The 12,591-nt window shown below is 43.9% G+C and carries 7 protein-coding genes and 2 pseudogenes; 8 read left to right on the top strand and 1 reads right to left on the bottom strand.

The genetic code is table 11. The features are described from left to right. From FGL80_RS07165 to FGL80_RS07155, 3 genes are all read left to right on the top strand, one after another. A complete protein-coding gene (locus tag FGL80_RS07165; RefSeq protein ID WP_147001908.1) occupies nucleotides 1-777 on the top strand; it encodes a ribonuclease HII in 777 nt (258 codons plus the stop codon). Nucleotides 778-983: 206 nt separating this feature from the next. Beyond that, nucleotides 984-2,072 carry an ABC transporter substrate-binding protein gene (locus FGL80_RS07160; protein ID WP_186737146.1) on the top strand — a complete coding sequence of 363 codons (1,089 nt, stop codon included), beginning with the start codon at nucleotides 984-986 and terminating at the stop codon, nucleotides 2,070-2,072. Further along, a complete protein-coding gene (locus FGL80_RS07155; RefSeq protein ID WP_147001906.1) occupies nucleotides 2,072-3,658 on the top strand; it encodes an amidohydrolase in 1,587 nt (528 codons plus the stop codon). The genes FGL80_RS07160 and FGL80_RS07155 overlap by 1 nt, the downstream gene beginning before the upstream one ends. Nucleotides 3,659-3,692: 34 nt before the next feature. On the opposite strand, the gene FGL80_RS07150 is transcribed toward FGL80_RS07155, so the two are convergent. Then, nucleotides 3,693-4,337: a Crp/Fnr family transcriptional regulator gene (locus FGL80_RS07150; protein WP_055307833.1), complete on the bottom strand. Its 645-nt coding sequence runs from the start codon at nucleotides 4,335-4,337 to the stop codon at nucleotides 3,693-3,695. Nucleotides 4,338-4,431: 94 nt separating this feature from the next. On the opposite strand from FGL80_RS07150, the gene FGL80_RS07145 reads away from it, so the two are divergent. From FGL80_RS07145 to kdpB, 5 genes and pseudogenes are all read left to right on the top strand, one after another. Then, nucleotides 4,432-5,793 (top strand): FAD-dependent oxidoreductase, encoded by a 1,362-nt coding sequence (locus FGL80_RS07145; protein ID WP_147001905.1) that lies wholly within the window; start codon nucleotides 4,432-4,434, stop codon nucleotides 5,791-5,793. 191 nt (nucleotides 5,794-5,984) lie between these two features. Further along, the gene (locus FGL80_RS07140; protein WP_147001904.1) at nucleotides 5,985-7,268 is read left to right on the top strand and encodes a pectate lyase family protein; all 1,284 of its coding nucleotides are present in this window, start codon (nucleotides 5,985-5,987) and stop codon (nucleotides 7,266-7,268) included. A 155-nt stretch (nucleotides 7,269-7,423) separates the two neighbouring features. After that, nucleotides 7,424-8,610: pseudogene (locus FGL80_RS07135) on the top strand (class I SAM-dependent methyltransferase). A 217-nt stretch (nucleotides 8,611-8,827) separates the two neighbouring features. Next, a complete protein-coding gene (gene kdpA / locus FGL80_RS07130; protein WP_055307837.1) occupies nucleotides 8,828-10,489 on the top strand; it encodes a potassium-transporting ATPase subunit KdpA in 1,662 nt (553 codons plus the stop codon). A 10-nt stretch (nucleotides 10,490-10,499) separates the two neighbouring features. Further along, a pseudogene (gene kdpB / locus FGL80_RS07125) lies at nucleotides 10,500-12,514 on the top strand (potassium-transporting ATPase subunit KdpB). Nucleotides 12,515-12,591: the final 77 nt, after the last annotated feature.

Genomic DNA, 12,591 nt, shown 5'->3' with positions numbered 1-12,591 from the left:
ATGGCAGAAACAATTGCACAAATTAAAAATAGTCTTAAAGTCATGACGGATCCAGCTGATCCGCGTTTAGTAAATTGGCGGCAAGATAGTCGGGCTGGCGTTCAACAGGCGTTGCAACAATGGGACAAGCAACAATTGAAATTAACGGCTAAACGCGAAAATTTTAAAACCCGTTTTACCTTTGAAGCCCAACAGTGGGCCCAAGGGTTGTCTCATGTTGCTGGTGTTGATGAGGTCGGACGTGGGCCCCTCGCAGGCCCAGTGGTAGCAGCAGCGGTTATTTTGCCGCATGATTTTGCAGAACTCGACGTGATTGATTCTAAGCAACTGTCTGAAAAAATGCGCGAACAATTATTTGATCGCATTATCGCCCAAGCACTGTCGATTGGAATTGGGGTGGTTGATGCCACGGTGATTGATGACATTAATATTTACGAGGCGGCGCGCTTGGCCATGACGCAAGCAGTCGCTGAATTGGCACCTGAACCAGATTACTTACTGATTGATGCGATGACATTGCAGACCGATATTCCTCAGTTGTCATTGATTAAAGGGGATGCTAGGAGTAATTCCATTGCGGCGGCTAGTATTATTGCAAAAGTGACCCGTGATCGCATGATGGCCGATTATGATCGGCAATATCCAGGTTATGGTTTTGCACAACACGCTGGTTATGGCACCAAAGCACATTTGGCTGCACTGGCAGAACTCGGGGTGACACCGATTCACCGTCGGTCGTTTGGACCAGTTAAATCCGTGATTGCTGACAAAAAATAACAATAAAAAAAATACCAAGCACAGGGTGTGTTTGGTATTTTTTTTGTGGCTGTCATCGGGTTAAACGTCACAAAAGTGTTTACAGTATTAGAGTGACATAATATAATTAAAGTCTGTCTAAAAACTTTAAGTGTTTACTGAGTGAGTAAACAGATTGTTTTTAATCAAACTAAAAATCTATTCGAGGTATGTATGAGTTGAAAAAGATGCTTTTACTGATGAGTTCAGTTGTCGTTATTGTAGGTGGGTTAGCGCTACTTAAGCAGCAACTGCTGTTGCGTGAGCAACCCGAGAAACAGGGTCGTCACCAAAAAATGCTGCATATCTATAATTATGGCAGTTACATTGACCCTGACCTACTAACACAGTTTACGAAACAAACGGGTTATCAAGTGAGTTATGAAACCTACGATTCCAATGAATCCATGATGGTGAAATTAAAACAAGGGGGATCTAATTACGATCTAGTGTTCCCCAGTGAGCCTTTTGTTACAAAATTAGCCCAAGATCAGTTATTAGCATCCCTAGATCCTCAAAAGATTCATGGGTTAGAAAATTTAGATCCCATGCTATTAAATCAGTCATTTGATCCAAACAATCACTACTCGTTGCCTTATTTTTGGGGAACAACGGGGATCATGTACAACGCCAAGGTCTTTTCAAAGGATGAAGTTGATACCTGGGCCAAATTGTGGGCACCTAAGATGAAGGATCAAGTCATGTTGATTGATGCACCACGTGAGTCAATTGGCATGGGTTTACAAGCCTTAGGTTATTCTGAAAATGATCATAATCCAGCACATATTCAGGCGGCGCGACAGAAATTGGCTGCCTTAGCACCAAACGTTAAGGCGGTTTTAAATGATGAAATTCGAGCCTATGTGACGTCCGGTGAGGCCAACGTGGCTGTGGCTTATTCTGGTGTTGCAGATTATGCGCATGCATTGAATCCAGATATTGACTATGTGATTCCCAAAGATGGCGGGTCAGTTTGGACAGATAATATATCGATTCCCAAAAATGCCCAGAATAAGGCTGGTGCCTATGCCTTTATTAATTTCTTACTGAATCCAAAGAACGCCGCACAAAATGCTGAATATGTCGCGTATTCAAGTCCAAATCTTGCCGCCAAAAAATATTTATCAAAAGAGATTACGTCAGATAAGATTCTTTATCCTCAGCGCAGTAAATTAGCTAAGGTGGAACATTATCAAAATTTGACAGATAAAACGGTACAAGATTATAGTAATAACTGGTTAGAAGCCAAAATGGCAATGGCTAACGGAGGAAAATAATGGTAACTTTATTAAAAAGTCAAGCAATCTTTGATGTTGATACACAAACAACTTTTTCTGGAGCAATTGCTGTTGATGGGCAAAAAATTACGGCCGTCTATCGCGAACCAGTTGATGAAGCGGCATTTGATTTGGTTCGAGATTTTGGTGACCAAATGATTTTGCCAGGATTTATTGATGCGCATCAACACACCTATGTGATCTCATTAGTGCAGGCTGGGGCATTAACACCCGTTGATTATGGGACTGTCCCAGAAGTTTTGGCCCAGTTGGCTGATGTCGCCGTTTTCTCTGGTTGGAAAATTGCCATGGGTTATTATGCGAGCGAATTTGGGTCTGATGTCCCGCCGACAGCAACAAATATTGATGCTGTTGAATCAGAAATACCTGTGATGTTAGTCGCTGGTGATGTACATTCAATTTGGCTGAATAGTGCCGCATTAGCAAATATTCATGTTTCTGAAGAAGATTTGGCTGTTGCAGGTGGTGAAATTTTCCGAGATGAATCAGGTCAGATGACAGGCTTTTTCACAGAAGGGATTGCCACGCATATTTTAAATCAAGTGCTAGAAACACTGGTTGAGAGTATGCCTGAAACTTATTTAAACTATTTTCGTGAATTAAACCAACAAGGAGTAACGAGTGTTGGGGTTTTGGCCGTTTCTGGGCGTGCTGAACAAGATCTCGTAAATGAACAGTTATTTAAGGCGATTGAAGATGACATGACGGTACGCGCAGCCTTATTCCCAGGAATGCGTCAAGACGAAACACGTTTGCAAGCACTGTTAGCTGATTTTGAGAACACAGATCGCGTCCAAATTGCTGGGACTAAGCAATTTTATGATGGGGTGACCAGCACGCAAACCGCTTATATGGTGGATGAGTATACACCAGGTTCCGGTGAAAAGGGTGCACCAATGTTACCTGACGAGACCTTGCATGCGTTAATTGCCCGTTCTAATGCTTTGGATTTGCCGATTCGTGTGCATGCGATTGGGGATCGTGCCATTCGCGAAACGTTAATGGCCTTTGAAGCAGCAGAAAAATCAGCGCCTTTGTCAGCCGGCAAGCGCAATGTCATTGAACACTTAGAAGTCTTCAATCCAGCTGATTTACCACGTCTACAACGGACTAAGGCAATTTTATCCGTGCAACCAAGTCACGCACTCATTGGTTATGAACTCTTGTGGAAAGAAGTTGGGTACCATCGTTTACCATGGATGTTTACGTTCCGTGATTTTCTTGCACAAGGGGCAACACTTGCCTTCAGTACGGATGCGCCGGTGGTGATTGGGCAAACACCTTTGCAAACAATTTTCCAAGCTGTGACGCGACGTACGTTAGCCAATGAGGCCGGTGTTGGTCTTGGCTTTGAGCAAGGTGTAACGATCGGACAGGCGTTAACAGCTCATACGCTGCATGCAGCGCAAGCTAACCAACAACAAAATGTCGGTCGCATTGCACCTGGCTATTTCGCTGATTTAGCCATTGTCAGCCAGAATTTATTAACCACACCAGCTGATCAATTGTTGACCGTTGAGAATATCGCCACGATGTTTGATGGCCAATTTGTTTGGGAAAAATAAGAAAAAGCAACGATTCCTATCGTTGCTTTTTTGTTTATAACAAAGTGACCTCGCGCTTATTTAAAGCGATGATGCCGTTGCGGGTTAACTTTTTGAGTAGTCGGCTCAATGTTTCGGGTGCAATTTGCAAGGAGGCCGCGAGTTCTTTTTTGGTCACGGTCAATTGGAAAGTTTTGGTTTGTTTTGCTGCGGCCATGTCTTGAAAATACTGTAATAACCGTTCATCAGCGTTTTGTAAGGACAAGCTGATTTGACGCTGTTCGAGCGTTGTTAAACGCTCACCGTAGGTATTGAGCATTTGAATCGCGAGGCTCGTATTTTGTTGCAATAATTTCTGGAAATCAGCACGGCGAATCATGCAAATTTGAGAATCGACCTTGGCCCGTGCGAAATGATGATGCCGCGTATCGGTAAAAAGGGCGGCTTCAATATCCATTTGATGGGCATGCAAAGAATACAACAGGAGTTCTTGACCACTGTCATTAATATTAAAAATATCAACTTGCCCAGAATCAACTAAAATGAGGGCGGATAAATCATCATCAGGTTCGTAGATATAGCTACCAGCGGGGTAGCTTTTTTGATGGACAGAAATGTTGACGAGCTGGGTGATGATATTATCGGATAATTGTGAAAAAATAGGGGCCGCTTTCACGCAATTAAATTCTGAATGTGACATTTTTCACGCTTTCTTGACCTAAGTCAATTATTTTGAAGTAATTTGATTATACAATAAAACTATCAAGAACGGAAAGTTCTTATGGAGGCTACACATGAAAATTGTTATTATTGGCTCAACCCACGCAGGAACAGCCGCAATCAAATCAATCAAAAGTCATCATCCAGAAGCTGAAATCGATGTTTATGAGAAGAATGATAATGTGTCTTTCTTATCATGCGGCATTGCTTTATCAGTGCAGGGTGAAGTTAAAAATATTGACGACCTCTTTTACTCATCCCCAGAAATTTTAAGTGATTTAGGTGCTAATATTCACATGAAACATGAAGTGACGCATGTGGATACAAAAAATAAAACAATCACTGTCAAAGATTTAACGACTGACGCAGTGTCCACTGTGGCGTACGATAAATTAGTCGCCACGACCGGCTCATGGCCAGTGGTACCACCAATTCCAGGTATTGAAGATGAGCGCATTGTGTTGTCAAAAAATTACACACATGCTAAAGCGTTGCTTGATTATGCCAACGATCCAAAGATTCAACGTGTTGTCGTTGTTGGGGGTGGTTATATTGGGACAGAACTTGTTGAAGCCTTCAATGTGAAGGGACGGGAAGTAACCTTAATTGATAATCAACCCACGGTTTTGAATCGTTATTTTGATGCTGAATTTACACAAAATGTAGCAGATTTGTTTGAATCACATGGTGTGACGGTCGCAACCGGTCAACTTGTACAAAGTTTTGAGAATACGCCGGATGCTGTCATTGTGAAAACGGATCAAGGTGACTATCCAGCTGACTTAGTCATTATGTCTGTTGGCTTCCGGCCGAACACACAATTATTTACTGGACAATTGGATATGTTGCCAAATGGCGCTTTAATCGTCAATGATTATATGCAAACTAGTCACCCTGATGTTTTTGCTGCCGGTGATTCAGTGGCAGTGCACTATAATCCAACAGGAGACCATGACTATATTCCTTTGGCCACGAATGCCGTGCGTCAAGGAACACTCATTGGCTATAACCTGGTGGAACCAACGCTAAAATATATGGGCACTCAGGCAACATCAGGGCTTAAGCTTTATGATTTGAACATGGCTTCTTCTGGTCTGACAGAGGCGCACGCTAAAGCATCTGGCATCGACGCTGATAGTTTGACAATGACTGATAATTTCCGACCAGAGTTTATGTCATCAACTGAACCGGTATTGATGACCATCACTTGGGAACGTCAAACAAAGCGGATTCTAGGTGTGCAGCTCCAGAGTAAATATGACATTTCTCAATCAGCTAATGCCGCCTCAATTGCCATTCAAAATCGGATGACGTTGGCTGATCTGGCCTTTGTGGATATGCTTTTCCAACCATGGTTCGATCGCCCATTCAATTACTTGAATCTCTTAGCACAAGCAGCTATGGCAAAGGTAGCGCAAGAAGAAGCAAACGCCTAACCATTGTTAATAGACGGCAAAACGACCAAGATCATCATGATTTGATGATCTTTTTTTGTAAAGAATATAAAGATTGTGTGTCATGGTTAAAAATACCGTGCATGGGGTTAATTTTTATCGTACAATGTTGGTGTGTCAAAAGTATTACGTTTAGAATTTTTTGCTCAGGTAAACGAAACAGGAGAAAAATTATGGCAAAAACCGAGCGCGCTAAGTTGTTTTCAGCAACAGTTATGACGGGGATGCTGGCCTTATCGGTAACAACTGGTCTTCGTCAGGTCCACGCTGACATGTCTGGCTACGCAGTGCAAACAGCCAGCACAGTTGGCGGATTTGGGGGTAGTACAACTGGCGGCAGTCAAGCCACGGCAGCACATACCTACACGGTTACTGACCGTGCGTCTTTGTTAAAAGCGTTGGGCGGTGAGCATAATGCCACACCAAAGATCATTTATGTGTCGGGTAAAATTGACATGAACGTCAATGCCCAAGGTCAGACCCTCACTGCAACTGATTATGCTAAAGGCACCGGTTATAACTTTAACAGCTATTTAGCTGCTTACGCGCCAAGTACTTGGGGTAAGAAAAAAGTCAGTGGTGTGCAGGAAGCCGATCGAGTAAAGGCACAACAAAACCAAGCCGCACAAGTTGTCGTGAAAGTACCGGCAAATACGACGATTATTGGGGAACCTGGTGCGCAACTCATTGGTGGTAATTTGGTGATTCAACAGGACAATGTGATTGTGCGTAATCTTTATTTTGAAACACCATATGATGATTTCCCCCAATGGGATCCAACGGATGAAGACACGGGTAACTGGAATTCACAATATGATGCCATTTCAGTGCAAGGTGCGCGTAATGTTTGGTTAGACCACAATACCTTTGATGACGGCACCCATCTAGATGCGCAAAATGGGACGTATTTTGGTCGTGAATACCAACATCATGATGGTGACACTGATTTAACTAATGGGGCTGACAATATTACGGTCTCAGACAACATTTACCGCAACCATGATAAAACCATGTTGATTGGCAACAGTGATACCAAAAAAACAGATGCTGGTAAACTTCATGTAACGGTCACCCATAATTTGTTTGAAAATACCGTTCAACGAACGCCACGTGTGCGCTATGGCGAAGTCCAAGTCGTGAACAATCTGTATCAAAATGATGGGACCAGCACTTACAAGTTTAAGTACGCGTGGGGCTTGGGTAAGAACGCACAAATTGCTGCCCAAAACAATGTCATGAATATTGCTAATGCGTCAGCGTCAGACATTATTAGCAAGCTTAAGGGGACACAGTTAGCAGATGTTGGGACGCAATTTAACGGGTCGGCTGTCAGTGCATCAAAACTGAGTCATACAGCGCCACTGACTTGGGCACCAACGACACCAGCCAATGTAACGCTAACAAATCAAGTACAAGTAACGGTGATGAACCAAGCTGGGGCAAATGTTTTAAAGTAGGGCATAATGGCAAAAGGGGCGTGAAGACGTCCCTTTTTTGTCAGCAATAAATAAGTCAGCCACAGATAAACACTTGTTATGTTTGTTTGACTTTTGAATCGTTGTTTCCTAAACACAGGGTATCAAGCAAAGGGGATAGTATGTGAGATAAAACCATTTATAAGCAAATTTTCAAAGCGAGCTTTAATGCGCCGATTGACGTTGAATTTTGGGATGGTGAATGCGTACGCTATGGGGAGGGGAACCCAATAGCTAAAATTATAATCCATGAAATGATCTCAGTTAGGGACATTATGGCACATGCATCACTCACCTTTGGTGAAGCATATATGGACGGCATTATTGAGATACAAGGTGATTTGCAGCAATTGATTATGGCTGTTTATCAAGCTAAGGATAGCTTTTTAAACCACGCGAAATTTAAAAAATTTTTGCCTAAGCGCTCACACTCAGAAAAAATGAGTAAAGTCGATGTGCAAAGCAAAGCCATTACGATATTGGCAATGATTTTTATGCAATGTGGCTTGATCTAACGTTGACGTATTCTTGTGCTTACTTTTCTAGTGAAGATGACACGTTGGAACAGGCGCAGTGGCATAAAGTTTATCATATTTTAGATAAGTTGCATGCCCAACCAGGTGAAACGTTACTGGATATCGGTTGTGGTTGGGGCACTTTGATTGTCACTGCCGCTAAAGCATATGGCTTGAAAGCAACAGGAGTAACATTGAGCCAACAACAATATAATTTTGTTACGGAAAAGATTGCGGCAGAAGGCTTAACTCATCAAGTATCTGTCTATTTAAAGGATTATCGAGAAATTGAAAAGACCTATGACCATGTCACTTCGGTGGGGATGTTTGAACATGTCGGCAAGGAAAATCTTGGCGCATACTTTACCCAAGTGAGTGATCGTCTGGTGCCAAACGGGACAGCGTTAATTCACGGTATTACTGGCCAACATGAAGGTGCTGGTGTGGATGAATGGCTTAACAAATATATTTTCCCAGGTGGTTATATTCCAAACCTTGCTGAAAATTTGACGTATATTATGCAGACGGCCCTACAAGTGAACGATTTGGAGTCACTCCGCCGTCACTATCAAAAGACGCTTGAAATTTGGACACAGAATTTCCATGACGTGCGAGCAGCAGTCGTTGCGCAATATGGGAAACGTTTCTACCGTATGTGGGATTTGTATTTGCAAGCCTGCGCCGCCTCATTTGAGTCAGGGAACATTGATGTTGTTCAATATTTGTTAACAAAAGGCCCATCAGGGATGAATTTGCCAATGACACGCGCCTATATGTATCATGCCGATGTGGCACACGGTGTGAAGTAGGAAAAAGCTATTGCCGCCTTGTTGCAATAGCTTTTTTCTATTCAATTTGTGATAACCTCCCTTTTTTATTGTTAACACCGTTTTAACATCACAGTTGTTAAGATAGCGTTATCAAAAAAAGGAGGCACTTCGCCATGCTGTTGACGTTTTTAGGCGGGCTGGTCGTTGTTGGCTTGGTTGTTTATTTATTTTACATTTTAATGTGGGGGGATCAATCATGATTTGGTGGCGAGATGTGGTGATCATTGGCCTTATTGTGGGGCTTTCCATCCCCATCGGACGCTATATTGCTGCGGTGATGGCGGGGAAAAAGGTGTGGTTGAGCGCGGTTTTAAAACCAGTTGAAAAACGCATTTATCGTTTCCTCGGCTACCAAGACACACCCGCTGAAATGTCGGGTCGTCAATTTGTGCTGGCGATTGTGGTGTTCAGTCTCATGGGCTTGTTCGTTGTGATGGGCGTGTTAATGACCCAACAATGGCTACCGTTTAACCCAAATCATGTCCATAACGTCCCTTGGGATTTGGCTTTGAACACGGCCATGAGTTTTGTGACCAATACAGATTGGCAGGCTTATAGTGGGGAAACCGCCATGTCCTATTTTTCACAGTTTGCCGTGTTGACCACGCAAAATTTTGCCTCAGCGGCCGTTGGTGTGGCTGCATTACTGGCTGTTATCCGCGGTTTTTCACGCAAGGAAAGCCAAACAGTTGGTAATTTTTGGGTTGATATCACCCGATTTACCTTATATGTTCTGGTGCCACTGAGCATGGTCTTAACGTTACTGATGGTGAGTCAAGGTGCCGTGCAGACTTTTGCACCCAATCATGTCGTGCAAGGCATCTTATTGCCATCCGGCCCAGCTTCCAGCCAATTTGCGATTTCATTGTTAGGGAGTAACGGTGGTGGCTTCTTTGGTGCCAATGCAGCTGCATTATTTCATAATCCCACAGGATTGAGTAACTTATTTGAGAGTGTGGCGATTGTTCTCTTACCCGCTGCCATGGTTGTCATGTTTGGTCAAATGGTCGGCCGTCGACAGGCGATGGTGATCTATGCTGTGATGCTTGGCCTCTTAGTGTTGGCAGTTATTGGCACTACGTTGGCTGAGTTACATCTTGGCCAGCACGTTGCGGGTGTGGCCGGATCAACGGCATTGGAAGGGAAAAATGTTGTCAACGGTATCGGGTTGTCAGCATTATGGAATACCTTATCGACCGCCGTTTCTAATGGGTCAGTAAACGCGTCATTGGATAGTTTTACCCCGTTAGGCGGGCTGATTCCCATGTTACTCATGCAACTCGGTGAAATTGTATTTGGCGGTGTTGGTTCTGGTTTATATGGCATGTTAAGCTTTGTGCTACTCACCGTGTTTATCAGTGGTTTAATGGTCGGGCGCACACCAGAATATTTAAGCAAAAAAATTGCGGCCTATGATATGAAAATGGTTGCGTTAGCCATTTTATTGCCGCCGGTGTTAACTTTGGTTAGCACGGGAATTGCCGTGAGTTGGCCAGGTATCCGATCAAGCTTGACGAATACTGGGGCGCATGGTTTCTCAGAAATTTTGTATGGGTTTTCATCAATGGGTAATAATAATGGCTCGTCGTTTGGTGGGTTCAATGGCAATCGGCTGATGGTCAACGTGGTTGGCACGGTGTTAATGGGCTGCACCCGTTTTGTCCCGCTGCTGGCGATGGTGTACCTAGGGGCCAATTTGGCCAAGAAAAAGCAAATGGCAATTTCAAGTGGCACTTTGCGGACAGATACTGGCCTCTTTGCCGTGTTATTGTTAGTGATCATTTTATTGATTGGGGCATTGAATTTTGTGCCAGCCCTTATTTTAGGGCCAATTGCCGATTTTCTAACGGCAAGGTAAGGAGAATCTGATGGAAAATATTTTTCTAGCGGTGAAAAAGTTAGCACCACAAGTTCAAATCAACAATCCAGTCATGTTTGTTGTCTATGTTGGCGCGATTTTGTTAACCGTTATTGATGGGGTGAACGCCGTTACGGGGACGAACTATCAGTCATTGGGTTATGACGTGGCGATTACGCTCATTTTATGGGTGACGGTGTTGTTTGCCAATTATGCGGATGCTGTGGCAGAAGGGCGTGGTCGTGCGCAAGCTGAAAGTCTGAAGAAGTCCCGCCATGCCGTGCTGGCACATCGGCTTGAGAAAAATGGGCAGGCAGTTGATGTAACTTCTGATGCGCTACAACCTGGTGATATTGTCCAGGTGGTGGCTGGTGAAGTGATTCCGATGGATGGGGAAGTCATTTTAGGTACTGCTGCGGTGGATGAAAGTGCCATTACCGGCGAATCGTCACCGGTAATTCGTGAAGCTGGTGGAAATCGGAGTTCAGTCACTGGTGGGACAATTGTTTTATCGGATAACTTACAGATTAAGATTACAGCTCGGGCTGGCGAAAGTTTCCTGGACCAAATGATTCACATGATTGAGGGGCTAAGCGTCAGAAAACGCCTAACGAAATTGCGCTGCAGATTTTATTGGTGACATTGACGATTATCTTTCTGATTGTCGTGGCAACCTTATTACCTTTTAGTCAGTTTGCTAATGACAAAGCAGCTATCCAAACGATTACGATTACTAATCTAGCGGCCTTGTTGGTGTGTCTGGCACCCACTACAATTGGTGCCTTGTTGTCGGCCATTGGTATTTCTGGAATGAGTCGTTTAAATCAAGAAAATGTGTTAGCTAAAAGTGGTCGCGCCATTGAAGCAGCTGGGGATGTGGGTATCTTACTATTGGATAAAACCGGCACGATTACCTTAGGGAATCGTCAAGCAGTGACTTTTAAACCCATTCAGGGCGTTTCTGAGCATGACTTGGCCGAATCTGCGTGGCTCGCATCAATGGCGGACGAGACACCAGAAGGGCGCAGTGTAGTCAATTTAGCACGGGAGACGTACCAGATTACGACCGACGAGAATCAAATGATCAACCCCGTATTTGTCCCGTTTTCAGCAGCAACCCGAATGAGCGGGGTCGATATTCAGACAGACCATTATCGCAAGGGTGCGGTTGATTCAGTGCAGCACTACATCGTGTCATTAGGGGCGAGTTGGCCAGCTGAGGCGACCGCTTGCGCAGAAGCAATCGCCAAAAATGGTGGGACACCCTTGATTGTGACTAAAAATACCACTGTCTTAGGCGTGATTGACCTCAAAGATATTGTCAAGCCAGGCGTGCGAGAGCAGTTTAAAGCCTTACGCAAGATGGGCATTAAATCGGTTATGATTACCGGTGATAATCCGTTAACAGCGGCTGCTATTGCCGCCGAGGCTGGCGTAGACGACTATATTGCCCAAGCCGTACCTGAGTCCAAATTAGCTGTGATTAAAAAGTATCAACAAGCCGGGCATTTAGTTGCCATGACTGGGGATGGCACCAACGATGCCCCGGCCTTAGCGCAAGCCGATGTTGCGGTGGCGATGAACACAGGGACAGTTGCTGCCAAAGAGGCGGGGAATATGATTGATTTAGATTCTAGTCCAACTAAACTGATTAAAATTGTGGCAGTGGGTAAGCAACTGTTGATGACACGTGGTGCTTTGACAACTTTTAGTATCACGAATGATCTCGCCAAATATTTTGCAATTTTACCGGCCTTATTTGTTGGGCTCTATCCACAATTGGCGGTACTTAATTTTATGCACTTAACCAGTCCTAAAACAGCAATTTTAGCCGCACTACTCTACAATGCTTTAATCATTATTGGCTTAATTCCGGTTGCCTTGCGGGGTGTTCGCTATCGTGAATTAGGCGCTGATCAGTTATTGCGCCAGAATCTGCTGGTATATGGGTTGGGTGGTATTTTCTTTCCGTTTGTTGTCATCAAAATATTCGACATGATCTTAACGATTATTGGCGTGAAGTGAGGTAAAATATGTTTAAGGTAATATGCAGGCAAGCGGGTCGCTTGCTCCTGATACTGAGTGTTTGTGCTGTGATTTAC

It is taken from the genome of Leuconostoc lactis, assembly GCF_007954625.1.
In the GTDB taxonomy this organism is placed as follows: Bacteria; Bacillota; Bacilli; order Lactobacillales; family Lactobacillaceae; genus Leuconostoc; species Leuconostoc lactis_A.
Note: the sequence above shows the minus strand (reverse complement) of the source record. Positions and strands in the feature narration are given on the sequence as shown.